At 57.0% G+C, this 24,268-nt stretch carries 23 protein-coding genes and 3 tRNA genes; 10 read left to right on the top strand and 16 right to left on the bottom strand.

What is annotated here, in order from left to right; all coding sequences use genetic code 11:
- The first annotated feature begins 114 nt into the window (after window positions 1–114).
- On the top strand, window positions 115–1,029 hold the full coding sequence (gene yedA, locus WFO70_RS02430) for a drug/metabolite exporter YedA (protein ID WP_337014517.1): 915 nt from the start codon (window positions 115–117) through the stop codon (window positions 1,027–1,029).
- Here yedA and WFO70_RS02425 read toward each other — a convergent pair.
- From WFO70_RS02425 to drpB, 4 genes are read right to left on the bottom strand one after another with little or no spacing between them, the layout of a single operon-like run.
- The gene (locus tag WFO70_RS02425) at window positions 1,001–1,492 is read right to left on the bottom strand and encodes a very short patch repair endonuclease (RefSeq protein WP_337014516.1); all 492 of its coding nucleotides are present in this window, start codon (window positions 1,490–1,492) and stop codon (window positions 1,001–1,003) included. The genes yedA and WFO70_RS02425 overlap by 29 nt on opposite strands.
- A complete protein-coding gene (locus WFO70_RS02420) occupies window positions 1,476–2,906 on the bottom strand; it encodes a DNA cytosine methyltransferase (protein ID WP_442913344.1) in 1,431 nt (476 codons plus the stop codon). Before WFO70_RS02420 ends, WFO70_RS02425 begins: the two co-directional genes overlap by 17 nt.
- A 50-nt stretch (window positions 2,907–2,956) precedes the next feature.
- A complete protein-coding gene (locus tag WFO70_RS02415; protein WP_337014515.1) occupies window positions 2,957–3,652 on the bottom strand; it encodes a phosphohydrolase in 696 nt (231 codons plus the stop codon).
- A 41-nt stretch (window positions 3,653–3,693) separates the two neighbouring features.
- Window positions 3,694–3,966 (bottom strand): cell division protein DrpB, encoded by a 273-nt coding sequence (gene drpB / locus WFO70_RS02410; protein ID WP_337014514.1) that lies wholly within the window; start codon window positions 3,964–3,966, stop codon window positions 3,694–3,696.
- Window positions 3,967–4,613: 647 nt separating this feature from the next.
- Here drpB and WFO70_RS02405 point away from each other — a divergent pair.
- The 3 genes from WFO70_RS02405 to dcuR all read left to right on the top strand — a co-directional run bounded on the left by WFO70_RS02405 (window position 4,614) and on the right by dcuR (window position 8,159).
- Window positions 4,614–5,690, top strand: coding sequence for a porin (locus WFO70_RS02405; RefSeq protein ID WP_337014513.1), 1,077 nt, complete (start codon window positions 4,614–4,616; stop codon window positions 5,688–5,690).
- Between the two features lie 133 nt (window positions 5,691–5,823).
- Window positions 5,824–7,437, top strand: coding sequence for a sensor histidine kinase (locus WFO70_RS02400; protein ID WP_337014512.1), 1,614 nt, complete (start codon window positions 5,824–5,826; stop codon window positions 7,435–7,437).
- Complete coding sequence (gene dcuR / locus WFO70_RS02395; RefSeq protein ID WP_337014511.1) at window positions 7,434–8,159, top strand: two-component system response regulator DcuR; 726 nt, start codon at window positions 7,434–7,436, stop codon at window positions 8,157–8,159. Before WFO70_RS02400 ends, dcuR begins: the two co-directional genes overlap by 4 nt.
- 163 nt (window positions 8,160–8,322) lie before the next feature.
- Here the strand turns inward: dcuR and WFO70_RS02390 are convergent.
- Window positions 8,323–8,412: transfer RNA gene (locus WFO70_RS02390), tRNA-Ser, on the bottom strand.
- A gap of 93 nt (window positions 8,413–8,505) precedes the next feature.
- Here WFO70_RS02390 and mtfA point away from each other — a divergent pair.
- Together mtfA and WFO70_RS02380 are read left to right on the top strand one after the other, a co-directional pair.
- Window positions 8,506–9,303, top strand: coding sequence for a DgsA anti-repressor MtfA (mtfA, locus tag WFO70_RS02385; RefSeq protein WP_337014510.1), 798 nt, complete (start codon window positions 8,506–8,508; stop codon window positions 9,301–9,303).
- 100 nt (window positions 9,304–9,403) lie between these two features.
- Window positions 9,404–9,479, top strand: a tRNA-Asn gene (locus WFO70_RS02380).
- Between the two features lie 58 nt (window positions 9,480–9,537).
- Here WFO70_RS02380 and WFO70_RS02375 read toward each other — a convergent pair.
- The 6 genes from WFO70_RS02375 to nac all read right to left on the bottom strand — a co-directional run bounded on the left by WFO70_RS02375 (window position 9,538) and on the right by nac (window position 13,062).
- Complete coding sequence (locus WFO70_RS02375) at window positions 9,538–9,870, bottom strand: type II toxin-antitoxin system PemK/MazF family toxin (RefSeq protein WP_337014509.1); 333 nt, start codon at window positions 9,868–9,870, stop codon at window positions 9,538–9,540.
- Window positions 9,871–10,128: an AbrB/MazE/SpoVT family DNA-binding domain-containing protein gene (locus WFO70_RS02370; protein WP_337016569.1), complete on the bottom strand. Its 258-nt coding sequence runs from the start codon at window positions 10,126–10,128 to the stop codon at window positions 9,871–9,873.
- A gap of 114 nt (window positions 10,129–10,242) precedes the next feature.
- The gene (locus tag WFO70_RS02365; protein ID WP_106993446.1) at window positions 10,243–10,545 is read right to left on the bottom strand and encodes a helix-turn-helix domain-containing protein; all 303 of its coding nucleotides are present in this window, start codon (window positions 10,543–10,545) and stop codon (window positions 10,243–10,245) included.
- A gap of 3 nt (window positions 10,546–10,548) precedes the next feature.
- A complete protein-coding gene (locus WFO70_RS02360; RefSeq protein WP_337014508.1) occupies window positions 10,549–10,902 on the bottom strand; it encodes a type II toxin-antitoxin system RelE/ParE family toxin in 354 nt (117 codons plus the stop codon).
- Window positions 10,903–11,097: 195 nt separating this feature from the next.
- Window positions 11,098–12,048 (bottom strand): HTH-type transcriptional regulator Cbl, encoded by a 951-nt coding sequence (cbl, locus tag WFO70_RS02355; protein ID WP_337014507.1) that lies wholly within the window; start codon window positions 12,046–12,048, stop codon window positions 11,098–11,100.
- A 96-nt stretch (window positions 12,049–12,144) separates the two neighbouring features.
- Complete coding sequence (gene nac / locus WFO70_RS02350; protein WP_337014506.1) at window positions 12,145–13,062, bottom strand: nitrogen assimilation transcriptional regulator NAC; 918 nt, start codon at window positions 13,060–13,062, stop codon at window positions 12,145–12,147.
- A 319-nt stretch (window positions 13,063–13,381) separates the two neighbouring features.
- Here nac and WFO70_RS02345 point away from each other — a divergent pair.
- Window positions 13,382–13,457, top strand: a tRNA-Asn gene (locus WFO70_RS02345).
- 60 nt (window positions 13,458–13,517) lie between these two features.
- Here WFO70_RS02345 and WFO70_RS02340 read toward each other — a convergent pair.
- From WFO70_RS02340 to ldtA, 5 genes are all read right to left on the bottom strand, one after another.
- A complete protein-coding gene (locus WFO70_RS02340; RefSeq protein ID WP_337014505.1) occupies window positions 13,518–14,045 on the bottom strand; it encodes a fimbrial protein in 528 nt (175 codons plus the stop codon).
- A gap of 40 nt (window positions 14,046–14,085) precedes the next feature.
- Window positions 14,086–15,042 (bottom strand): fimbrial protein, encoded by a 957-nt coding sequence (locus WFO70_RS02335; RefSeq protein WP_337014504.1) that lies wholly within the window; start codon window positions 15,040–15,042, stop codon window positions 14,086–14,088.
- Complete coding sequence (locus tag WFO70_RS02330) at window positions 15,026–17,560, bottom strand: fimbria/pilus outer membrane usher protein (RefSeq protein ID WP_337014503.1); 2,535 nt, start codon at window positions 17,558–17,560, stop codon at window positions 15,026–15,028. The genes WFO70_RS02335 and WFO70_RS02330 overlap by 17 nt, the downstream gene beginning before the upstream one ends.
- Window positions 17,561–17,569: 9 nt before the next feature.
- Entirely contained in the window at window positions 17,570–18,247 is a 678-nt protein-coding gene (locus WFO70_RS02325; RefSeq protein WP_337014502.1) for a fimbrial biogenesis chaperone, read from the bottom strand.
- Window positions 18,248–18,419: 172 nt separating this feature from the next.
- Window positions 18,420–19,376, bottom strand: coding sequence for a L,D-transpeptidase (gene ldtA / locus WFO70_RS02320; protein WP_337014501.1), 957 nt, complete (start codon window positions 19,374–19,376; stop codon window positions 18,420–18,422).
- A gap of 234 nt (window positions 19,377–19,610) precedes the next feature.
- Here ldtA and shiA point away from each other — a divergent pair, with 234 nt between their 5' ends.
- The 3 genes from shiA to WFO70_RS02305 all read left to right on the top strand — a co-directional run bounded on the left by shiA (window position 19,611) and on the right by WFO70_RS02305 (window position 24,231).
- The gene (gene shiA / locus WFO70_RS02315; RefSeq protein WP_337014500.1) at window positions 19,611–20,921 is read left to right on the top strand and encodes a shikimate transporter; all 1,311 of its coding nucleotides are present in this window, start codon (window positions 19,611–19,613) and stop codon (window positions 20,919–20,921) included.
- 70 nt (window positions 20,922–20,991) lie between these two features.
- A complete protein-coding gene (locus tag WFO70_RS02310) occupies window positions 20,992–22,446 on the top strand; it encodes an AMP nucleosidase (RefSeq protein WP_337014499.1) in 1,455 nt (484 codons plus the stop codon).
- Between the two features lie 18 nt (window positions 22,447–22,464).
- The gene (locus WFO70_RS02305) at window positions 22,465–24,231 is read left to right on the top strand and encodes an aminopeptidase P family protein (RefSeq protein WP_337014498.1); all 1,767 of its coding nucleotides are present in this window, start codon (window positions 22,465–22,467) and stop codon (window positions 24,229–24,231) included.
- The last annotated feature ends 37 nt before the right edge of the window (window positions 24,232–24,268 follow it).

Here is a 24,268-nt window from a genome sequence, read left to right as displayed (position 1 = left end):
CTATCCCGTTTAAGTCAACAAATAATTCACAACTGTTGAACAATTAAAGGGCTCGCCAGCGTAATCGTTTTCACGTTAACTATACGGGTCCTTTCTATTACGCCGTGAGGGAGTATGCGTTTCAGGCAAGTCTTACCATTAGCGGGCGCACTGTTTGCGCTCTATATCATCTGGGGTTCCACCTACTTCGTGATCCGGATCGGCGTGGAGAGCTGGCCGCCGCTGCTGATGGCGGGGGTACGTTTCCTCTCAGCGGGGGTGCTGCTGCTGGCGTTTCTGTTCCTGCGCGGCCACAAGCTGCCGCCGCTGCGCCCGCTGCTCAACGCCGCGCTGATTGGCGTCCTGCTGCTGGCGGTCGGGAATGGCTTTGTCACCCTGGCGGAGCATCAGAACGTGCCCTCCGGGATCGCGGCGGTGGTGGTCGCCACCGTGCCGCTGTTCACCCTCTGCTTCAGCCGCCTGTTTGGCATCAAAACGCGCAAGCTGGAGTGGCTGGGGATCGCCATCGGAATGGCGGGCATCATTCTGCTCAACAGCGGCGGTAACCTGAGCGGCAACCCTTGGGGAGCCGTGCTGATCCTGATCGGTTCCCTGAGCTGGGCGTTTGGCTCGGTATACGGCTCGCGCATCGAATTACCCACAGGGATGATGGCCGGGGCCATTGAGATGGTCACCGCCGGGATCGTACTGCTGGTGGCATCGCTGCTCTCCGGCGAGAAGCTGACCGCCCTGCCCGACCTGTCCGGTTTCCTGGCGGTGGGCTATCTGGCGATATTTGGCTCGGTGATTGCGATTAATGCCTATATGTTCCTGATCCGCAACGTTTCACCGGCGGTGGCCACCAGCTATGCCTACGTCAATCCGGTGGTCGCCGTACTGCTGGGTACCGGCCTCGGCGGGGAATCGCTTTCCGCGATAGAGTGGATGGCGCTGGGGATCATTATTATGGCGGTGGTGCTGGTGACGTTAGGTAAGTATCTGTTACCGGTCAAACCGGTGGTTACGCCGTGTCAGGCGGAGAAACCCTGAGCGGGCGAATGCCCTGAGTGTCGATCTGCGCGCTCTCTCCGCCAGCGCAGATCCACTCCTCCAGCCGCTCGGTGAGCGCCGTATCATCCAGCTTTAACCTGCCGCGCAGCGCGCACTCCCACACCACCAGCACCCGCCAGCCCTGCTGCTGCAACAGGGCAATATCGCGGTGGTTACGGGCCACATTTTTACCAATTTTGTCCAGCCAGAAGTCGGTGCGGGTTGCGGGAACCTTAAACAGATAGCAGTCGTGGCGATGCCAGAAACAGCCGTGGGTGAAGATCACGCACTGGTGGCTATCAACCACAAAATCGGGCCGTCCGGCGAGGCTGGCATCCTGCACGCGGAACTCAAAACCGACCTGCGTCAGCAGGCCAGCCAGCCGTTTTTCAATGGCCGTATCCCGCGTGCCGATGGCGCGCATGTTTTTGCTGCGGGTGGCCTTGTTATGAACGTCCGCCATCAGCAGTCTCAGCCTTGCGTTGCTGTACCGCCTGCAGAATACGCGACTCCAGCAGGCGGGCGACGGCGGCAAACGCCGGGACCACCACCGAGTTACCAAACTGGCGGTAGGCCTGGGTATCCGACACCGGAATACGGAACTGGTACCCCTGCGGGGTTTCAAAGCCCATCAGGCGGGCGCACTCGCGCGGGGTCAGGCGGCGAGGACGGTGGCGCTGGTTTTGCGGATCGTCAAAATCCCGCTCGCCGAGGGCTTTATCCCAGCCGCGGTCGATCAGGATCTCGGCCCCGTCTTTGTAGTAGCGCGCCGACAGGGTGCGGGCGAAGCTGTGCGGGTTGGTGGGATCGACCATCCCGAAGCCAAATCCGTTGCCCTTCGCCTGATGCTTCTTCGCATAGCGATAGAGGTACTTCCACAGCACCGGGGTGAGAATGAATTTTGCGTCCACCACGGGCTCGAGCAGATCGGCAATCGTCGGTCTGCGTGTCGGCCACAGCCCCGGCAGATCGCGCAGGGTGAAGTTGCCCTTCAGGTTGAGATCGCGACGAAAGCCCACCAGCACAATGCGCTCGCGGTGCTGAGGCAGGAAGTGTTTGCCGTCGACGATCTTCGGATCGTCAGGCCCGCTCTCGGCGGCATCTGCCACGTCATAGCCCAGGTCATCAAGGGTCTGCATGATGATGCGGAAGGTTTTGCCCCCGTCGTGGCTCTTCAGGTTTTTCACGTTTTCCAGCACGAAGATCGCCGGGCGGCGGGCGTCGATAATGCGCGCCACGTCGAAAAACAGCGTCCCCTGAGTGTCGCAGGCGAAACCGTGCGCGCGGCCCAGGGCGTTTTTCTTTGATACCCCGGCCAGGGAAAACGGCTGGCAGGGGAAGCCCGCGAGCAGCACGTCATGCGCCGGAATGGCGTTGCGGATGTGCTGCGCTGCTTCAGCATCCGTGACGCCGCTCTGGTGGCTGAGCGTCACTTCGCGGATGTCATCGTTGAACTGGTGCGCGTCCGGGTCGCAATACCAGTTAGCCTTGTAGGTGCGCACTGCGTGCTTGTTCCATTCGCTGGTAAACACGCACTGGCCGCCAATCGCCTCAAAGCCGTGGCGAATGCCGCCAATTCCGGCGAACAGATCGACAAAGCGGAACGCATAGTGTGGATGACAGGCCGGGGGGCGCGGGAGCAGGTTTTGCAGCACCTCATATTCACCGTCGCTGAGGCGACGGCCTGCCCGCTCGCTGGTCACCAGTCGCTTGAGGATAGCCGGGCTCCAGTGGCTGTCACCATGGGCATTCAGAAGATGAGCCAGCGTCCTGGCATCGTAAATTTCCAGCAGCTGGCACAATAACGCCTGGACTGACGCCGTTGATTTTTCTGCCAGCACGCGCGCGGACTCCATCACTGATACATTTTCCTGCATAGATTTAACCGGGCCAAAAAGGACTGAAAAGAGAGTAACACAGAAAGGCACTACAGACTGTCGCGGAAACGCTGCAGTACCGCGGCGTCGATGCCGTCGTAATCGCCGCGTAGCTCAGCGCTGAGCCGGGCCATAAACTGAATCAGCACATCGGCACTCTGTCGTGCAAGCTGCCGCCCGGCGGTGGTCTGCATCGTTTCGGGCAGACGGAGCAGTTTGGTCTGGAAATGGTCCAGCGCAAAGGCCCGGTCGTTCAGCTCACGCTCATCGGCAAAGGGATCCTCCGGGTCGAACAGCGGCACCCCCAGCGCGCCGGAGACGGCAAAGACGCGCGCCAGGCCAATGGCACCCAGGGCCTCCAGTCGGTCGGCATCCTGCACAATTTTCGCTTCGGCGGTAAGGGGGGTTATCCCCGCGCTGAAGCTGTGCGCCGCAATGGCATGCTGGATTGCGGCATAGTGATGGGCAGGAAAATCGGCAAAGTCGTCGCGCAGGATGGCCATCGTTCTCTCGGCGGCCAGCAGCGACGAGCGGCCCCGCTGCGGATGGTTTTTCGGCAGGCTGACGATATCGTGAAAATAACAGGCCGTCAGGATAACCAGCGCCTCAACCGGCTGATCCTTCATCAGCCGCTGTGAGGTGTTCCAGACCCGACGAAAATGGGAGATATCATGGGCAGTATCATCGGTGGCATGATGCGCCTTCAGCCAGTCTTCAAAACGTTGCTGCCATTGCACGAGTTCCATAACGCTTTCCCTGAAGTGAAAAGCCGTACAATAGCAATTATTTAGTCCTCTGACACATCACGTGGCCGGGTATACCAGGCAATGGCCCCGAGGATTGCCCCCACCGCGCCTAACAGCAGAAAACCGCACAGGGCACTCAGCCATTTGCCGGACGTTGAGCCGAGATCGTCCTCAATCAGCGGCCCTGATACCGAACTGACTTTACTGACGATCCAGAAGTAGCGCGCCATCGCCCAGATGAAATAGCCGCAAAAGGCGTAAAATACCCACAGGGCCAGCTTGCCTCCGAGGCTGCGATCGTGTTTTTGTTCCATGTTGTCCTTTTCCTTGTCGCGGCAGTTTTCTCGCCGCATTCACATCGCCAATACAAACCGTGAAATAAATCACATTTCTCAATAAAACGCACTCTCCCGGTGCAGATTTTCCGCTGCCAGTTTGCGTTAAGGTGCTCTTCCGCAACTTTATATTTAGCACATTTATCGTTGTCGCGTATTTATGCACCACAAAAATATCCTGGACCTGAGTAAAGGACATGAAACACCTATTTCACTCTTTTTATCCGCAAAACATATTTTATTAAAAAAACTACTGTGCAATGATAACGGTGTTATGCGCTTTTTTTCGTTACACCATAAATACTCTTACATTCCCCTTTATTTTTCGCCCGATAATCTTATCGGGCTTTTTTATGCTCCTACCCCTGCCTCACCAATAAACCTAATCAATAATTCTTCAAGAATAATAAATACATGATATACATATCAATACACCAAAAATATGCCATTCAGGAACTCATAAAAATAACATATAACGACACTCTTATTAATATTTTGAAATAATCCAAATGATTTAGTTACATTTATTTTTAAACGGTAAAATCATCCCCTGAAATAGTATTGAGCCCGTAACCCGGAGAGGGTTGCGTATATTCATTAAGAAAATACATTGAAGGGAATATATAATGAAAAGAAAAGTTCTGGCAGTTCTCGTCCCTGTTATGTTGAGCGCCGGCGCAGTAAATGCGGCAGAAATCTATAACAAAGACGGCAATAAGTTCGATCTCTACGGAAAGATGGTCGGGGAGCACATCTGGGACAAAACCGACGATAGCAACAGTGAAAACGCTGATACCTCCTACGCCCGTTTCGGCATCAAAGGCGAAACGAAAATCAACGACGAGCTGACCGGCTTCGGCCAGTTCGAATACAACATGACCGCCAGCTCACCGGAAGGCGAACAGGAACAGAGCACCCGTCTGGCGTTCGCCGGCCTGAGATTCGGTGACTACGGTTCATTTGACTATGGCCGTAACTACGGCGTGGCTTATGACGCCGGTGCCTACACCGATATGCTGGTGGAATGGGGTGGCGACTCCTGGGTTCACACCGATAACTTTATGACCGGCCGTACCACCGGCGTGGCGACCTATCGCAACTCGGACTTCTTCGGTGCCGTTGAAGGCCTGGATTTTGCGCTGCAGTACCAGGGTAAAAACCACGAGAGCCAGGTGAAAAAAGCCAACGGCGACGGTTACAGCACCTCACTGTCCTACAACTTTGATGGCTTCGGCTTCGTGGGCGTCTACGGCAAGTCCGACCGCACCAACAAGCAGTCTGCCGACGGCTATGGCGATACCGCTGAAATCTGGTCGCTGGCGGCAAAATACGATGCCAACAACCTGTACGCTGCAGTGATGTACGGTGAAACCCGCAATATGACCTGGGCAGGCGGCAATGTTGGTTTCGCCAACAAAACCCAGAACGTGGAAGCCGTGGTGCAGTATCAGTTTGACTTCGGCCTGCGCCCTTCCCTGGGCTACGTCTATTCCACAGGCAAAGATCTGACTGAACGCAGAGGCGTTCGCGGCTTTAACGCCGACCTCGTGAACTATGTTGAGCTGGGTACCTGGTACTACTTCAACAAGAATATGAACGTCTACACCGCGTACAAATTCAACCTGCTGGATGAAGACGACGCGGCTAAAGCCGGTGGCCACGCCGACGACCAGTTCGCGCTGGGTATCGTCTATCAGTTCTGATCGATTGACAGTCATACGTTAAGCCCGCTGCAAAGCGGGCTTTTTGCTTTCTGCCCCCGCCAGATTTACATCGCTTTAACAAATTAGCGTCATCAGCGATAATGCCCGCTTTTCCGCATGCCCTGGAGTTTCAATGCGCGATTTGCCGCCCCTTCCCCCCACGCACCAGCGCCCAATGAAACTGAACACTCTGGTCACGCTGATGGTTTACAGCGTGACGGGCGCGATCCTGGTGGTGATTTTCGTGCTCTATTTTGCGCAAATCACCCGGGCCACGCGCGATGGCGTGCGGGATACCGCCCTGGCGGTTGCCCGTACCCTGGCTGACAGTCCGGAGGTGATCCGCGGCTTGTCCTTACCTCCGGACAGTAACCTCATTCAACCTGTCGCCCGGGCGGTGATGCAACGCAACAACCTGCTGTTTGCCGTTGTCACCGACATGCGTGGGATCCGCTATTCGCACCCTAACAGCGCCCTGCTCGGCAAAGCCTTTATCGGCGACGATCTTCGACCTGCGCTGGAGGATAAAGAGAATGTCGCCATTAACCACGGGGTGCTCGACGAGGCGCTGCGGGTGTTTACGCCGGTCTATAACGCCCGGCATCAGCAGATTGGGGTCGTCGCGGTGGGGATCTCCCTGGATAAAGTGGAGCAGCAGATCGCCCGTAACCGCTGGGATGCCATCTGGCTGGTGCTGTTCAGCGCCCTGCTCGGCGCGCTCGGTGCCTGGGGTCTGGTGCGAATGCTGAAGCGCGTGCTGTTTGGCCTGGAGCCATATCAGATCTCCGCCCTGCTGGAACAGCGCCAGGCGATGCTGCACTCCCTGCGCGAGGGGGTGATCGCGGTGGATCAGCAGGGACATGTGACGATGATAAACCACGCCGCCCGGCAGATCCTGAATGCCCGCGCCAGCAGCCACGCCCTGCATGAAGCGCCGTTGCTGGCGAACCTGCGCGAGGTGTTGCACACCGGGAAGCCGCGTCAGGATCAGGAGATCAACTGTCACGGTCGGCTGTTGCTCTGCAACACCCTGCCCGTCAAAAGCGAGAATCAGCTGATGGGTGCTATTACCACCTTCCGCGATAAGACCGAGATTAGCCAGCTGCTGCAGCGCCTGGACGGGATGGTAAGTTATCTCGATGTGCTGCGCAGCCACTCCCATGAGTTTATGAATAAGCTACATGTGATCCTCGGACTACTGCATATGAAGCACTATGCCAAACTGGAAGAGTACGTCGTGCAGACCGCCAGTGCCTGGCAGAGCGATGTCGGCACGCTGCAGCGCAACGTCAAATCGCCGGTGGTGGCCGGCTTTCTGTTGAGCAAGATCAGCCGCGCCCGGGAGCTGGGGTTTAGCCTGACCCTCTCCGATGCCAGCGAGGTACCGGATAATCCGAATGAACAGCAGGTCGCCGGGCTTGTAACCGTGCTCGGGAATCTGATCGAGAATGCGCTGGATGCCATGGCCGCGCAGCCCGAGGGAGAGATCGGCCTGCTGCTGCACTATCAGCAGGGCTGGCTCAGCGCGGAAGTGAGTGATGACGGTCCCGGCATTGCGCCCGACCATCTGCAGGCCATTTTTAACAAAGGGTTTTCCACTAAAGGGGAAAATCGGGGCGTGGGCCTGTTCCTCGCCCGTCAGCACATTGAGAATCTGGGCGGGGAGATTGCCGTCGAATCTGAACCGGGCGTGTTTACCCAGTTTTTTGTTCAGATCCCCTGGGACAGTGAAAGGAAAAGCTCGTGATACATGTTTTGATTGTCGATGATGATGCCATGGTGGCCGATCTTAACCGCCAGTATGTAAACCGGGTGGACGGTTTCTGCTGCTGCGGCGTGGCCACTTCGCTGGCCGAGGCCGGGAACGTGCTGAACGCCCCTGCCCGGCAGGTCGATCTGATCCTGCTGGACGTTTACATGCAGCGCGAAAATGGCCTGAGCCTGCTACCGGTTATCCGGGCCACCGGACGCGACACCGATGTCATCATGATCACCTCGGCCTCCGATGCCGCCACCATTCAGACTGCCATGCACTATGGAGTGGTGGACTATCTGATCAAACCCTTCCAGTTCCCGCGCTTCGAAGAGGCATTGAACGGCTGGCGTGAGAAAAAGGTCCTGATGGCGTCGCACCAGTATCACGATCAGGCCGATGTTGACCGGCTGCTGCGCGGAGGTGCCCCAGGGCTGGCAGACAATCGACGCCTGCCGAAAGGGCTCACCCCACAGACGCTGCGCACGCTGTGCCTGTGGATTGATGCGCATCCGGGGACGGAGTTTTCAACCGACGATCTGGCGCATGCAGTGAATATTTCCCGGGTATCCTGCCGCAAATATCTGATTTGGCTGGCGCAGGTCAATATTCTGCACACCAGTATTCATTATGGTGCCACCGGTCGGCCCGTGTATCGCTATCGTCTGCGTTCCGAGCAGGTTGCCCTGCTGCGGCAATATTGTCACCAGGAGTAACGCCCGCAATACAACCTCTTCGGGTAAACATCCTGATTTAGCTCACATATATTGTTTTGCAGCGGTAAAGGGCTGTTACTTCCCGTAAGCGGAATGATAAGGTACCCAGCGCACAGGATGTCTGACGAGAAAGCGAGCGGGAAGACTGACTGAAGAGATGAAGTGGCGGAGAGAGGGGGATTTGAACCCCCGGTAGAGTTGCCCCTACTCCGGTTTTCGAGACCGGTCCGTTCAGCCGCTCCGGCATCTCTCCGTTTTGATGGTTGCCATCATGCCGGGTAATTTGGCATTTTAACAGACCATAACCGGTCAATTTTGTTCAAGTGACGAGTTTGCGAGCAAAGCGATGATTAAGTGGCCCTGGAAATCGAATGAATCCGCCCGTAGCGCGGCGCTGCCGTGGGAAGAGGCGCTGGCGATCCCCGTCCTGTCCACTTTATCGGATGAGGATAAATCGCGTCTGGTGCAGCTTGCCATGCGATTCTTACAGCAAAAACGTCTGGTCCCGCTACAGGGTTTTGAACTCGACGATCGCAAGAGCACCCGTATCGCCCTGCTCTTCTGCCTGCCGGTACTGGAGCTGGGTATCGAATGGCTGGACGGTTTCCATGAGGTGCTGATCTACCCGGCGCCCTTTGTGGTGGACGACGAATGGGAAGATGACATTGGGCTGGTGCACAGTCAGCGCATGGTGCAGTCCGGCCAGAGCTGGCAGCAGGGGCCCATTATCCTCAACTGGCTCGACATTCAGGACTCGTTCGACGCCTCCGGGTTCAACCTCATCATTCATGAAGTGGCGCACAAGCTGGACACCCGCAATGGCGATCGCGCCAGCGGCGTCCCCTTTATCCCACTGCGCGAAGTGGCTGGCTGGGAACACGATCTGCATGCCGCGATGAACAACATTCAGGATGAGATCGATCTGGTCGGCGAAAGCGCAGCCAGCATTGACGCCTATGCCGCCACCGATCCTGCCGAGTGCTTTGCGGTGTTATCAGAATATTTCTTCAGCGCCCCCGAACTTTTCGCCCCCCGTTTCCCGGCGCTGTGGCAGCGTTTTTGCCAGTTTTACCAGCAGGACCCGCTGCAACGGTTACGTGAGAATGACGGTCCTGGCGGAGATCCCGCCGCGCAAGTACACTAAATCAACACTCTGAGGCTTAATTAATCAATTGAATCAGCGCGTTGAATTTAGTGTTGACACAAAATAGCGGGGCCATTAACATGCGCCTCGTTCACACGATTCCTCTGTAGTTCAGTCGGTAGAACGGCGGACTGTTAATCCGTATGTCACTGGTTCGAGTCCAGTCAGAGGAGCCATATTTAAGAAGCCCGCTTAAGGAAACTTAAGCGGGCTTTTTGCTTTTAACCTTTCTCATCATGTCAGCAGGGTTTCCAGCCTGGCCAGGACCTCATTCATGATGCTATCCGGCACGCGCTCGAGTTTAATGCCATGACGCGCATCCATGTCGATAGTTCGGGGCTGATCGCAGCGAATCACGCCTGTGGTTTTCGAGCCCGCTTCATTCAGGGATACGGCAAAACCCGCAGTACGAGCAAACTTACCGCCAGTGGTGACCGGAACTACAACAGGCAGACGGGTAAGGTGATTAAACGCAGCCGGGGAGACAATAAGCACCGGGCGTTTTCCGCTTTGTTCATGCCCGGCGGTAGGATCAAGTGAAACGAGCCAGATTTCCCCTCTGTCCATTTACAGGATCTCCTTGCCTACAGCAGGTGCATCAATCCATTCCCGGTCTTCTTTACTGAGTTCGGCCTGCGGATCGCCCTGCGCCAATAGTTCAGCCAGCGAACAGTGCGGGCGTTTTTGCAGTTCAACGATCAGGCAACCCTTCTCAATAGTCACCGCGACCTCGCTGTCTGGTTGCAGGCCCAGCGTTTTTAAAACCGCGGGAGGCACGGCCAGCATGACGGAACCCCCCACTTTTTTCAGACGTGTTATGTACATAGAATCCCTCCAGATATTATATTTAAATATAACATCTGGAGGTAATGACGTACATTTTTCAAACAGGATCATCACGCTCTCCTTAGTGCAATGATTTATCTAGTTTAAAGCAGTTTAAAGCGCAAAGCCGTAATGCGAGCCATCCGGCAGATCGACCTCGACGCGCAGTTTGCCTCCAGCCGCTTCAACATAGCGTTTGAGGGTAGAGAGCTTGATGTCGCGCCCGGCCTTTTCCATCCCAGCCACTGTCGGCTGCTTCAAGCCCAGCGCCTGGGCCATTTCGTTCTGCGTTTTGTTCACTTTCTCACGCAGTTCGGCCAGATGGATGTTGAGGAGCATCTCCTCCGCGATGGCTTTGGCGGCCTCCACTACTTCAGGTTTTTCCTCTGCAAGCAGCTGTTCCAGCGTTCTGCCCATACCTCACTCCTTTCTTTCTTTGTTATCCAGATAAGCCGTTAATTCGCGATCTGCCAGCGGTATCATCTCGTCATAGAAGCGTTTTTCGTTGCCGGCTTTGTTACCTGCGCAAAGAATGATCCCGGTACGGAACGGATCGAATGCGAAAAATGCCCGCAGGGGCTGACCGCCACACTGCACCCGTAACTCTTTCATATTGTGATAACGGGAACGCTTGATGGTGTCCGCCCAGGGGCGCGGCAGTAGCGGCCCTTTCGTCTGCAGTACAATTAACGCAGCCAGCATACCGCTACGTTCCCGGTCATCCAGCGAACTCAGCCAACGATCAAACGTGTCCGTCGTTTCAATCTTCCACACGGTGCCTCCCTGACAATATAGGTTAAAATCTATATAGGTTAAAGCCTATATTAAAAATATCTTTTGGCAGGCGACAAAAAAAGCGTGATTGAAGAGAACGGGACGGGGCTTCGCAAGAACATTCATCATGAAATGTAACGGTGGTCAACGCCGGAACCGGCGCAGAAAAAACCCCGCGATGCGGGGTTGGTTGGGCTAAATCTGATAGTCAATCGCCACTTCTTCCGGCTCCATGACCTGACGTTTGATCTCATCCACCGAGAGTCCGGCGTTGCAGAGTTCGATAAAGCGCCAGACGTAGTTGCGCTGTAGCTGACCACGCTTAAGCCCGAGCCAGACGGTGTTGGCGTCAAACAGGTGACGGGTATCGAGGCGCACCAGGCTCCCCTGCTCGCGCTCACCGCCGGACTGTTCCGCCACCAGCCCAATCCCCAGCCCCAGCTCGACATAGGTGCGGATGACGTCTGAGTCCTGGGCGCTGAGCACCACATCCGGCGTCAGGCCTTTGCGGTTAAAGGCCTCATCAATGCGGGAACGCCCGGTAATGCCCTGGCGATAGGTAATCAATGGCCATTTGACGATATCGTCCAGGGTCAGCGGCGAGACCTGCGTCAGCGGATGGTCGACAGGCAGCAGCAGGCTGTGATGCCAGCGGAACCACGGAAACGCCGCCAGCAGCGGGTCGTTGCTTAAGCGCTCGCTGGCGATGCCGATATCCGCCCCGCCGTTTTGCAGCAGGACTTCAATCTCCTGGGGCGTGCCCTGGATCAGCTCCAGACGCACCTCCGGAAAGAGCTCGCGGAACGCCTTGATCACCGGCGGCAGGCTGTAGCGGGCCTGGGTATGGGTGGTGGCGATGGTCAACACGCCGGAGGCATCGTTGGTAAAGAGATCGGCCAGACGACGCACGTTGCTGGCTTCATTAAGAATGCGTTCAGCAATGGTTAACAGCGCCTTGCCGGGCTCGGTCATGCCGAGCAGGCGCTTGCCGCGACGAATGAAGATCTCAATGCCCAGCTCTTCCTCCAGCTCGCGAATATGGCGGCTGACGCCCGACTGGGAGGTATAGAGCATGTTGGCGACCTCGGTCAGGTTGTAATCCCGACGGGCCGCCTCACGGATAATTTTAAGTTGCTGGAAATTCACGGTTCACTCCGGCGCATCTGACATGACGCTATTGTTAGAGTGTGCCCGCCGCGAGAACAAATAATAAAAACCCGCAACTTATACCTTTATGGAATATCAACTGACCAGCTGCAGTTCGCGGTTCTCCAGTGACGGACGGCTAACCAGCGACATCAGGATCTCTTTTACCGCCTGCGCCTGCGGCGACAGGGCACCGCGCGCCGAGACGTTCAGCGACAGCGGCAGGCTCATTGACGGCGAGGAGATCCGTGCCATCCAGCCGTTGGCAGCGCTGGAGAGCGAGCGGGCTGCGGATTCAGGCAGGACCGTCACCCCCATTCCACTGGCGATAGCCGCAGTCAGGGTGGAGATAGAGTCGATCTCACCGATGATTTTGGCAGTCAGACGGCGCAGGGAGAAAGCTTCATCGACGCGCAAACGCACGGCGCTGTAATCGCGCGGCAGGAACAGATTCATCTCGGCTACCGCGGTTAAATCCACGCTCTGCCCCGGGCAGTCGCGCGTCCCCACCAGGAAGAGATCTTCTTTCAGCAGCGGCTGGCTGGTGATCCCGGCCACGGGTGAACGGTCGTAAAGCACCGCCATATCCAGCTGTCCGCCGAGCAATTTATCGTTCAGCGCTGAACCGCTGTTCTCGTGGAGATAGACCAACACCTCCGGCAGCTCCGCGCGCACCGCCTGCAGGAGCGGCATAGTGACCGACGAGGCCGCCGTTCCCGGGGCCAGGCCGATTGAGACATGCCCGCTCAGCGTCTGCCCGACATTGCCCACCGCCAGCTGCGCCTGTTCGCACTGGCGCAAAATGGTACGTGCGTGGGTATAGAGGATCTTGCCCGCTTCGGTAGGGGTAACGCCGCGTTTCGTGCGGATCAACAGCTGCTGATCCAGTTCACCTTCCAGAGTGGCCACCTGCTGGCTCAGTGCCGGCTGTGCGATATGCAACACCTCAGCGGCCTGGGTCAGGCTACCGATATCGACGATTTTTACGAAGTATTTCAGTCGTCTTAAGTTCATTTTGCCCCCTGTACGAAATGCATTGCCGGTTCCGGCGCGAATGTACTGAGGTTTTTGCAAGATGCTTGCCAGTTTTGCAAAGAGGTCCGATATGTCCGCTAAGTGGCGGAAAATAAGGAAATCTAATCGTTGCCGTCGGTTTCAAACATGAAACAGCGGTTTATGATCTGCCCCATTGGAGGTAGAGGTGCACCAAAAACGTGCAAACCGTTGTGGAAACCGCCACTTTGCTGGTTTTGTCAGCAAACGATCCACGCAGGTGGGATCACCCTTTGACAAGTGCAGGCGACGCCGCTAATATTCGCCCCGTTCACACGATTCCTCTGTAGTTCAGTCGGTAGAACGGCGGACTGTTAATCCGTATGTCACTGGTTCGAGTCCAGTCAGAGGAGCCAAATTAAAGAAGCCCGCTTAAGAAAACTTAAGCGGGCTTTTTGCTTTGATGCCGACCGGGTTTACTGGTACTCGAAAGAGGCCACTATCGCGGAAGAAACGTCCCCGGGCATGGCGACCCCCGCCTTCGAATAAACCCGCGCCTGAAGTTTAAAGGTGGTATTACCCCCGTCAACGGCACCGATTAATGAGCTGTTATTACTCAAAATGGTTCCCGTGCTTTGCTGAGATAACTCAACGGCCGTATTGGCCGCCGGCTGCGCCGCATTGTTGGCCCACATGGTAGCCTCTGTTGCATCCGGGGTGCCGGTGAAGGTCACTTTTACGTTAGTAGTGCTTGCCGGGCAGTCGGTCACCGGTAAGTCAAACATCGTCATTGCCGAACCCGAACCGGCCGCCATTAAAGAAGAGGCCTGAATGGCTTGTCCTAAGTCCACGTTTAACGTGTCGGAGCCCCCATTAAGGGTTTTACAGGGAGAAGCAATCACTTTTCCCGTGACATTGATATTAACCGTATCGCCTGCATAAATATTGCCAGCAAAAAGAGCCGCTGACAGGGATGCGGTTAAATAACATAAACGTTTTTTCATTTTAGCCCACCTTGGCATGATATTAAGTCATTACTTAATGTTATTGATATGTCAGCGTCAGCGTTGCGGACGTATTGGCTTCACCGACGGTAACGGAATTTCTGGTTTGATAATAACGGGCAGTCACAGGGAATGACTCTTTCCCGCCGCTGGATGTTTTTAATGCGAGTCGGGTATTAATAATCAGCGGTTTACCCTCATATAATAACTGTACGCCAACCCCTGTTGCGGTACTGGCGCTGCCTTGATTATTTAACGCCAAAACGCTGGCATCACTGACATCCGGATTTTGCTGGCCATTCAGGGTGACACTGATATTGGCGGCGCGGTCGCAATCTAATCCGAGATTCTGGGTGCTGGTTTTTGCAGGTGTAAAGCCTGGCGTTGTACCAAAATCCGCTTTCGACAGCGTACCTATCGGGAACGTGAGTTCAGGCGTCGTTATTGCACAGGCCACCTGGGTAATACTCCCCTCGCTCATGTTAATGGTCACTGGCGTTATGCCTGACACCGACCAGGTGCCAATTTGTCCCGGACTTAATTGACCGGACTGAATATCGCCCGTTTTATATAATTTATAACGAATCGGAGGGAGGTTGACGGAACCCGCTCCCGTATTATCGGTGGACGGCGGATTGTCCAGATATCCCCACGAAAGATCGACTTCAATAGCCACCCCAGGAATATTGGTCGCGTAGGCATGGGCAATTGATGTCGCTACGCCGCCGAGGTACGTCATTTTATAGACGTTAGTGTTAGTGCTACCGCCGCATTCCAGCAGCGTCGGACCTAACCCCGATGAACCTGAATAGATTGCTGAGCCTACGGGTATATCTCTTTGCACGATAACGTTGCCGGGAGCAAAATTTAGCATCTGGGGTCCCTGGCCGTCGGCAAATACGCACTCCGCAAGGGCATTGAAGCTGGCACAGCAAAATACCACGATCGATAATGCGCCAGCGATTTTCCCGCCGATAATTTTATTTGCATCTTTCATTGCTTAATACCACGCCGGAATCACCTTCCGATCCCTGAAGCACATAATTAATGCGGCATTGCTGATGCGACTGCTGGCCCCAACGCGCCAGTAGCGTGCCGCTGTTTTCCAGCCCGGTCAGGTAGACCTGGCCTTGATCCCCGACAATAAATCCGGCGGAGTTTTCATCTGCAGAACGTGTTACTGTCGCCCCGAAGGGTACGGGTTGCCCGTTGCCCCGGGTCAGGGTCATTAATACGCGGGTCCCCACGCTGGCAATATATTTCGCTCTGACCACCGCCCCGCGAGTGGGAATGACCGTCCGGGTGGTTAATTGCAGTTCAACGTCGTCAGGCAGCGTTTCTGTGTCCAGGCTCAGGCTATTCTTGCGGTACGGGGACACATTGCTGGCGACGGTATAACCGCGAAAATCGGTTTTCACCCCGGTCTGGCCCGTGACGCCCACGCCCGGGGCACCCGGGGCTTTAATTAGCGCGATGGTTTCACCAAAAGGCTGCGCCAGGGTCACGCCGTCTGCGTGAACCAGCACGCCGCCACTGAGGCCGTAGTTCATGCGCTGCATATTCTCATCGGTGCTGTAGCCGCCGGTGACTTCGCCATAGGTTCCGCGATAATCCGCGCTGAGATTCCCGGTATGACCTGCTCCGTCATTGCCATAGCCTTGCTGCACGCTCCAGCTCAGGGCATTTTCCTGGAGCGCCGTGCCACTCAGACCCAGCGTATGGGTGGTGTCCCCTTTCTTACTGGTATTCAGACTGTAGCTGGCCCAGGTATTACGCAGGAAACGATCCAGAGGGATACTGATATTGACTGCCAGGATCTGATCTTTATCGTCGGTTTTCTCCCCGCTGCTGTCCTCTGCGCTCGCATTGTTGCTGTAAGTATAACTCACCCCCCAGGTGATGCCGTTCCACGCATTGTTGTAGCTGACGCTGTACGAGCTCATCGTCTTGTCAGCATTCCAGTACGCCTCCCGGATTGCGCTGCCGGTGAGGGAGCCGAAGGCGGGCCCCAGCGACTGACTCAGCGTCAGTTCCGCGCGGTTGCGTCGATGATCCTGCAACGAATCACTCTCGCTGTCAGCGTCCAGCACCTCCTGCATGCCGTAATAACCTGCTGTGGAGTAGCGATAGCTGGTGGCCGAGAAATGGGTTCCGGTATCAATAAAGTTTTTGCTGTAGCGCACGCGCCAGGCCTGGCCGCTGGTTTTGCTCCGCGTCTCAGGACTCGACCAGGCCTGGGTGACATCGGCGGACAACGCGCCGGCCTCCCCCATATTTTTACCGACGCCGATGGCCGTGGCCTGATACGGACGAGATCCCTCGATTCCGCCGTAGAGGGTGATGCCCTTCGGCAGACCATAAATCGCGGTGCCCTGCATGAGCGAACGCTTTTCCACCTGGCTGTCACCCGGGCGATACTGGCCCCCCGTCAGGCTGTATTTCAGCCTCCCCTCTCGCTGCAGGACGGGCACCGAGGCATAGGGCACCACATAATCATGCTCGCTGCCGTCCGCTTCTTTAACGGCAACACTTAAATCCCCGTCTCCCCCGGTCGGGTACATATCGGTGATTTCAAATGCGCCCGGCGCAACATAACTCTGGTAGATGATGTAGCCATTCTGGCGGATCACCACCTGCGCGTTAGTACGCGCAATGCCGCGCACCACGGGCGCATAGCCTTTCTGGCTGTCCGGCAGCATCTCATCGTCGGAGGCCAGCTGACCGCCGCGAAAGGGAATGCTGTCAAAGACGTCGGAAGGAGAAGAGCTGTCACCGAGCGTCAGCTGGCTTTTCAGAGAGACGATGTTGCGCTGGACATAAGTGTAAACCGAATCCCACTGCGCCTGACCGTCGGTATCGCGCCGCCAGGTGGTGTAATTGCGCAGACGCCAGGGGCCAATATTGATTCCCGGGCGCAGGTTGGCGTACTGGCTTTGACTGTTGTTGGTGGTGCTGTTTCTGCCCCAGGTATTATCCCCGCTGATACTGTAGTTCAGCAGCAGGGCGTTAATCCCTTCATCCCACATTTCCGGCGCGACATAGCCGCGCGCCTGAGAAGTAAGTGCAGCCTGCGGAAAACTCAACAGCAGCTTTTGCGCGCCAAAAATAAAATCGGCAGAGGCCTGCGGAATGGCGGCAATATTGACGCATTCGCTTTTATTATCGAGTGCGGGAAAGAGATCGGTTTTGACCCCATAGCTTTGTAGCAAACCTGACGACAGGCAAGGCGTAAGAGCCGTATCGCCCCGGGTGGCGGCAACCGACCTGAATTCAATTTCCCGGGTATCCACCGACTGATCGTTTACCACTACCTCAACGCGATATTTACCCGGAACCTGCGCGCCGCGCGTGAAGGATGAGAGATCGACCCCTTTCATGGCGGGATTATCCACTTCAAGCAGTGCCGGATTAAAATACTCCTCTGCCGAGGCGCTCTGTATAACAGCGGACAACGCCAGGGCAATAAGAAAGGCCAGACGAGTCGGTGGCGACCAGGAGTATAATATCGTCCGCATAATAAGTTTTTAAATAGCGGCGTGATGGGTCGGCCCGACGCCACCAAAGTCATTAATGAGTTTAAATGCGATCGGTCCGGAGCTGACGCCCGCCGGGAGTGAAAATGATGCCGACGCCCCCGGTGCAACATAGGTCGGTTCCGGCACTTTTTTATCCGCGACGGTAATCTCATTAAAATTCATATAATATTTTCCCGGATTGCTGACCGAAATCTGATGCGCAGAAATTTTCCATATCAGCTGTTTAGCAAAATCCTCGGGAGCATCTCTTTTTAATGAAACCGGGCGATAAATTAATTTAATGCGCGTTTTCACCGCAATCTGCAGCGAATTTGCCTTTTTCTCCGCTGCAGGTATGGCTTTGATATTCAACCAGTACATAGATTCTTTATTGTCCGGTAATTTCCCGGTGCGAACGATCCTCATTATATTCTCATGACCGCGATCCAGGCGATACAGCGGAGGCGTAATAATAAAGGGAATTTTTGCGCTGCTGTTGTCCTGATTATCAAACCATGACTGAATAAGATAAGGAACGTTGTCAGGATTTGAGACGTCGATTGCCGCTTCTTTTTTCCCGCCATCATAAATGACGCGGGTGCCGCCGATATTGACGCCGGCGTGGGCTGCCGATACGCAAAATAACGCCAGCAAACCTGGCAAAAGGTTATTCCTGAAACGTTGCATAAAAAACCTGTGGCTTTGATAAGCAGATATTTAACTGAAGAAAGTATTTCTCTTTTCGCCGAGGCCAACAATGAAAACGCAGCCTGATTTTACGCAAATAAAGGCTTTACCTGCTTAAAACGCCAAAGCCCGCTTAAGGAGACTTAAGCGGGCTTTGCTTTAACGGCCTGGCTTACTGGCCGGACGTCATCGTCAGCGGCGTACTGTGCCCCCCGAAGCTGACATTTACCGGCATTCCTGAGCGGCGCTCCAGCGCGCCGCTGACCCGCACGGCATCCACATCCGATCCGTTGAGCTGGGCGCGTAATCCTGCCGTCATCGGCAGCGGCACTTTATTGGTCGATTCAAACTCCGCACGATTACGCGACAGCGGTTCGTGGACTTCCACCCAACGGCTGCCGTCCGGCTCGTTGGTCACTTTCACCGGCTGATCGATGAGCTGCACGCGCGTCCCGACCGGGACGTTGTCAAACAGGTACTTAATATCGTCGTTGCGCAGACGAATACAGCCCTGGCTGACGCGCAGTCCGATGCCAAAGTTGGCATTGGTACCGTGGATGGCGTACAGCCTGCCGATATAGAGAGCGTACAGCCCCATCGGGTTATCCGGGCCGGCGGGAACAAAGGCAGGCAGGGTTTTGCCCTCTTTGGCGTAGGCGCGACGGGTGTTCGGCGTTGGTGACCAGGTCGGGCCGTCCTGCTTGCGCTCGACGGCGGTTACCCAGTTACGCGGCGTTTCCCGCCCGGCTTCGCCTATGCCGATCGGGAAGATCTCCACGGTGTTGCTGCCCGGTGGATAGTAGTAAAGGCGCATTTCCGCCACGTTTACCACAATGCCCTCCCGCACCGTCGGCGGCAGAATGATCTGCTGGGGCACCACCAGCTGCGAGCCGGATTTGGGTAAAAACGGATCGGCCCCCGGGTTAGCCTCCAGCATATTGCTCAACCCCTGCCCGTACTGCGCGGCAAAGGCTTCCAGCGGCAATTTGTTGTCAGCCGGAACGGTGATGACCTGCGGGCTCCCCACCAGACGACTCCCTTCAGGTGGCAACGGATAGCTCACCGCCAGCGCACTCTGACTGACCAGTAAAGCTGCAAAACAGCCCAGAATCGTACTTCGACGCATCATTCCCTTCCTCTGTCGCTCCACGTATCTGACAAGCATAGCCTTGCTGCTGCGTTTATAGCCAGATAACAAATCATCATGTCGATAAATATTACCCGTTTAGCTCACCCGGGGATAAAAACGTTTTCAGCTGTCCGCTGTCGGGGTAGTCTCATACCCGTCGCTTTTTTCAGGCGACCGCAATGTGAGCGATCTTTTTCCTATACCTATAAGAAAATAACGTCAGACAGGATCACTATGGACACCACCCTCGCTTCCTCGTCCCCCGACGGGGCCACACCATCGCTCAATCGCGCGCGCCGCGCGGCTCTCGGCAGTTTTGCCGGGGCAGTCGTCGACTGGTACGATTTTTTGCTGTACGGCATTACCGCCGCGCTGGTCTTTAACCGCGAATTTTTCCCGCAGATTAGTCCGGCGATGGGCACCCTCGCCGCCTTTGCCACCTTCGGCGTCGGCTTTCTGTTCCGCCCGCTCGGCGGGGTGATCTTCGGCCACTTTGGCGACAAGCTGGGCCGCAAGCGGATGCTGATGCTGACGGTATGGATGATGGGTATCGCTACCGCGCTGATTGGTATCCTGCCCTCGTTTTCTGCAATTGGCTGGTGGGCTCCGGTGCTGCTGGTTACCCTGCGCGCCGTTCAGGGCTTCGCCGTCGGCGGCGAATGGGGCGGCGCGGCGCTGCTCTCAGTAGAAAGCGCCCCGGCGCGAAAAAAGGCGTTTTACAGCAGCGGCGTGCAGGTGGGGTATGGCGTTGGCCTGCTGCTCTCTACCGGGCTGGTGTCGCTGATCAGCACCTTCACCACCGACGAGCAGTTCCTCAGCTGGGGATGGCGGCTCCCGTTCCTGTTCAGCATCGTGCTGGTGCTGGGCGCCCTGTGGGTGCGTAAAGGGATGGACGAGTCCGCCGAGTTCGAGCAGCAGCGTCAGCAGCCCGCTGAGAAGCGCCGTCTGCCGGTGATGGACGCATTGATCCGCCATCCGGGGGCCTTTTTGAAAATTATCGCCCTGCGCCTGTGCGAACTGCTGACCATGTATATCGTCACCGCCTTTGCCCTGAGCTACTCCACCCAGAACCTCGGCCTGCCCCGCGAGCTGTTTCTCAATATTGGTCTGCTGGTGGGCGGTATCAGCTGCCTGACCATCCCCTGCTTTGCCTGGCTGGCAGACCGCTTTGGCCGCCGCCGGGTCTATATCACCGGCGCGCTCACGGGCGCTCTGAGCACTTTCCCGTTCTTTATGGCCCTGGAAGCCCAGTCGGTATTCTGGATTGTGGTGTTCGCCATCCTGCTGGCAAATATCGCCCATGACATGGTGGTGTGCGTCCAGCAGCCGATGTTCACCGAGATGTTTGGCGCAAGCTACCGCTACAGCGGCGCGGGCGTCGGCTATCAGGTGGCGAGCGTGGTCGGCGGCGGGTTTACGCCCTTTATTGCCGCCGCGCTGGTGACCTTCTCCGGCGGGGACTGGCACAGCGTGGCGATCTATCTGCTGGCCGGATGTCTGCTCTCTGCCGCCACGGCGTTGCTGATGAAACAGCCTTCATCCTGATACTTTTGTTTCACATCCAGGTGACATACTATCGGTGAACGCCGTACACCTGTGGAACAAGGAGACAGAGATGAATAATAAGGGCTCCAGCCTGACCCCGGCTCAGGCACTGGATATGCTGGATGCGCTGTACGACCAGGCGGTCAACGCCCTGCGCAGCGCCATCAGCGACTATATACAAGACGGAACGCTCCCCGATGCAGAGGCCAGAATGAATGGCCTCTTTGTTTATCCTTCCCTTTCCGTGACCTGGGATGGTAGCGCCACCAATACGCCGAAGACCCGCGCCTATGCGCGCTTTACCCATGCGGGATGCTACTCCACAACCGTGACCCGCCCGGCGCTGTTTCGCCCGTATCTGGAAGAGCAGCTGACGCTGCTGTATCAGGATTACGGCGCCCACATCAACGTGGAGCCGTCGCGCCATGAGATCCCCTATCCGTACGTGATTGACGGCTCCGAGCTGACGCTCGACCGCTCCATGAGCGCGGGCCTGACGCGCCACTTCCCCACCACCGAGCTGTCGCAGATCGGTGATGAGACCGCCGACGGGATCTATCATCCGGCGGAGTTTTCACCGCTGTCGCACTTTGACGCCCGTCGCGTCGATTTCTCGCTGGCCCGCCTGCGGCACTACACCGGCACCCCGGCAGAACATTTCCAGCCGTTCGTGCTGTTCACTAACTACACCCGCTATGTGGATGAGTTTGTGCGCTGGGGTTGCAGCCAGATCCTCGATCCGGATAGTCCGTACATCGCCCTCTCCTGCGCGGGGGGGATCTGGATCACCGCCGAAACCGAAGCCCCGGAACAGGCCATCTCCGATCTGGCGTGGAAGAAGCATCAGATGCCGGCCTGGCACCTGGTCACCGCCGACGGCCAGGGCATTACCCTGATCAACATCGGCGTGGGCCCGTCGAACGCCAAAACCATCTGCGATCACCTGGCGGTACTGCGCCCGGACGTCTGGCTGATGATCGGCCACTGCGGCGGGCTGCGTGAAAGCCAGTTGATTGGTGATTACGTGCTGGCCCACGCCTACCTGCGTGACGATCACGTGCTGGATGCGGTGCTGCCGCCGGACATTCCGATCCCGAGCATTGCCGAAGTGCAGCGGGCGCTGTACGACGCCACCAAAGAGGTGAGCGGCATGCCGGGCGAAGAGGTCAAACAACGCCTGCGCACCGGGACAGTAGTCACTACCGATGACCGGAACTGGGAGCTGCGCTACTCGGCCTCGGCGCTGCGCTTTAACTTAAGCCGCGCGGTCGCTATCGATATGGAGAGCGCCACCATCGCCGCCCAGGGTTACCGCTTCCGCGTGCCTTACGGCACCCTGCTGTGCGTCTCCGATAAGCCGTTGCACGGTGAAATTAAGCTCCCCGGCCAGGCGAACCGTTTTTACGAGGGGGCGATCTCCGAGCATCTGCAAATTGGCATTCGGGCCATCGACCTGCTGCGGGCCGAGGGGGATAAGTTGCACTCGCGCAAACTGCGTACCTTCAACGAGCCGCCGTTCCGCTAATCATAAAAAAGGAAAGTTATGCAAACCATATCCCCGCTCTCTGCCCTGCGCCAGTGGCTGGAAACCCAGGCGCTGGACGGCATCATCGTTCCGCGTACCGATGCCTTTCAGAGCGAATATTGCCACCCCCATGACGACGTGCTCGCCTGGCTGACCGGCTTTGACGGCTCGGCGGGTCACGCCCTGATCCTGCGCGATCGCGCCCTGCTGTTTGTCGACGGACGCTATCAGGTGCAGGCCCGCGAACAGGTCGATCTGGCAGAAGTTGAGATCCTGCATCTGCACAACGATCCGCTGCCGGAATGGCTGGATCGGCATGTCGGTACTGGCACCCGGATTGCCTTTGAAGCCCTGCTGATGACCAACGCCCAGTACGAGGCGCTGAACGCCAGCCATTGTAAATTCATCGCCCTGCAGGATTCCCCGTTCGACAGCCTGTGGCAGGATCGCCCGGCTCCGCCCGTGGGCGCGATCCGAGAGATGCCGGTTGCCATCAGCGGCGAAAGCAGCGCCGACAAGCGCCAGCGCGTCGCCGCCATTCTCGCCGGGCAAAATGCCGATTACCTGGCTATCACCCAGCCAGACAACATTGCCTGGCTGCTGAACGTGCGCGGGAGCGATATTCCGATGAGCCCGGTGCCGAACTCGTTTGCCCTGCTGAGCCGCGACGGCGCGGTGGAGTGGTTTGTTACGCCTGAGAAAACCGCCGGGCTCTCTGCATCCCTGCTGGAGAGCCTGACGCTGGCCCCGGAAAGCGGGTTTTTACCGCGCAGCCAGCAGCTGTGCGCGGGTAAACGGGTGATGGTGGATGCCGATTCAGCCCCTGTCGCCCTGCGCTTTGCCGTTGAGCCTCAGGGGGAGATCCTCTGGCACGCTGATCCCATCACCAACATGAAAGCCCATAAAAACCCGGTCGAGCTGGCGGGCTACCGGGACAGCCACCAGCAGGATGGCGTGGCCTGGGTCAACTTCCTGGCCTGGCTGGCGCACGAGGTCCCCCGCCGCGAGGCCGCGGGTAATCCACTTACCGAGCTGGAAGCCCAGGCGCAGCAGCTGGTGTTCCGCCAGCAGAGACCAGGCTTTATCGAGCAGAGTTTTGCCACCATTTCCGCTTCCGCCAGCAATGCGGCGATGTGCCATTACCACGCCAGCGAGCAGACTAATGCAGCCATTACCCGCGGCCATTTTTATCTGAACGATTCCGGCGGTCAGTATCATAACGGCACTACCGATGCCACGCGCACCCTGGCCTTCGGCCCGCTGAGCGCCCAGTGTCGTCTGCACTATACCGCGGTACTGAAAGGCTTTTTATCGCTCATCTCCCTGCAGTTCCCGTCCGGCACCTGCGGACATCAGATTGATGCCTTTGCGCGGCGTGGGCTGTGGGAGCTGGGGCTCGATTTTGATCATGGCACCGGACACGGCGTGGGCCATCAACTGCTGATCCATGAGAATCCGCAGCGGATTGCGAAGAAGGTCAACCCGTGGCCGCTGGTAGCAGGCAATATCATCACCATCGAGCCGGGCTATTACCTGGCGGATGAGTATGGGATCCGCATTGAAAATCAGGTGGAGATTGTGGAGAGCCAGCCGGGCTTCTGCCGCTTCGCGTCTCTGACTCTGGCACCCATCGACCTGAGCCAGGTGGAGCTGCATCTGCTGAGCGAAAAAGAGATCCAGTGGCTGGATGCGTATCACCAGCAGGTACGCGAGACGCTCTCGCCGCACGTTAACAGCGAGGCACGTGCGTGGCTGGAGGCGGCGACAGCAGCGGTGCGCAGGTAGTCTGGGTTCATCCTCTCCCACCGGGAGAGGATAAATG

Source organism: Leclercia sp. AS011 (assembly GCF_037152535.1).
Lineage (GTDB): Bacteria > Pseudomonadota > Gammaproteobacteria > Enterobacterales > Enterobacteriaceae > Enterobacter.
This window is presented reverse-complemented; position numbering and strand designations above follow the sequence as displayed.

Excerpts from the sequence above, each read along its gene's own strand:
- WFO70_RS02400 (WP_337014512.1), top strand. The coding sequence starts at position 5,824 with ATGCGCGATTTGCCGCCCCTTCCCCCCACGCACCAGCGCCCAATGAAA.
- WFO70_RS02425 (WP_337014516.1), bottom strand. The coding sequence starts at position 1,492 with ATGGCGGACGTTCATAACAAGGCCACCCGCAGCAAAAACATGCGCGCC.
- yedA (WP_337014517.1), top strand. The coding sequence starts at position 115 with ATGCGTTTCAGGCAAGTCTTACCATTAGCGGGCGCACTGTTTGCGCTC.
- WFO70_RS02305 (WP_337014498.1), top strand. The coding sequence starts at position 22,465 with ATGCAAACCATATCCCCGCTCTCTGCCCTGCGCCAGTGGCTGGAAACC.
- WFO70_RS02325 (WP_337014502.1), bottom strand. The coding sequence starts at position 18,247 with ATGCAACGTTTCAGGAATAACCTTTTGCCAGGTTTGCTGGCGTTATTT.
- WFO70_RS02330 (WP_337014503.1), bottom strand. The coding sequence starts at position 17,560 with ATGCGGACGATATTATACTCCTGGTCGCCACCGACTCGTCTGGCCTTT.
- WFO70_RS02405 (WP_337014513.1), top strand. The coding sequence starts at position 4,614 with ATGAAAAGAAAAGTTCTGGCAGTTCTCGTCCCTGTTATGTTGAGCGCC.
- WFO70_RS02370 (WP_337016569.1), bottom strand. The coding sequence starts at position 10,128 with ATGTACATAACACGTCTGAAAAAAGTGGGGGGTTCCGTCATGCTGGCC.
- mtfA (WP_337014510.1), top strand. The coding sequence starts at position 8,506 with ATGATTAAGTGGCCCTGGAAATCGAATGAATCCGCCCGTAGCGCGGCG.
- WFO70_RS02340 (WP_337014505.1), bottom strand. The coding sequence starts at position 14,045 with ATGAAAAAACGTTTATGTTATTTAACCGCATCCCTGTCAGCGGCTCTT.
- WFO70_RS02335 (WP_337014504.1), bottom strand. The coding sequence starts at position 15,042 with ATGAAAGATGCAAATAAAATTATCGGCGGGAAAATCGCTGGCGCATTA.
- nac (WP_337014506.1), bottom strand. The coding sequence starts at position 13,062 with ATGAACTTAAGACGACTGAAATACTTCGTAAAAATCGTCGATATCGGT.
- shiA (WP_337014500.1), top strand. The coding sequence starts at position 19,611 with ATGGACACCACCCTCGCTTCCTCGTCCCCCGACGGGGCCACACCATCG.
- WFO70_RS02375 (WP_337014509.1), bottom strand. The coding sequence starts at position 9,870 with ATGGACAGAGGGGAAATCTGGCTCGTTTCACTTGATCCTACCGCCGGG.
- drpB (WP_337014514.1), bottom strand. The coding sequence starts at position 3,966 with ATGGAACAAAAACACGATCGCAGCCTCGGAGGCAAGCTGGCCCTGTGG.
- ldtA (WP_337014501.1), bottom strand. The coding sequence starts at position 19,376 with ATGATGCGTCGAAGTACGATTCTGGGCTGTTTTGCAGCTTTACTGGTC.
- WFO70_RS02420 (WP_442913344.1), bottom strand. The coding sequence starts at position 2,906 with ATGCAGGAAAATGTATCAGTGATGGAGTCCGCGCGCGTGCTGGCAGAA.
- WFO70_RS02365 (WP_106993446.1), bottom strand. The coding sequence starts at position 10,545 with ATGGGCAGAACGCTGGAACAGCTGCTTGCAGAGGAAAAACCTGAAGTA.
- WFO70_RS02310 (WP_337014499.1), top strand. The coding sequence starts at position 20,992 with ATGAATAATAAGGGCTCCAGCCTGACCCCGGCTCAGGCACTGGATATG.
- WFO70_RS02415 (WP_337014515.1), bottom strand. The coding sequence starts at position 3,652 with ATGGAACTCGTGCAATGGCAGCAACGTTTTGAAGACTGGCTGAAGGCG.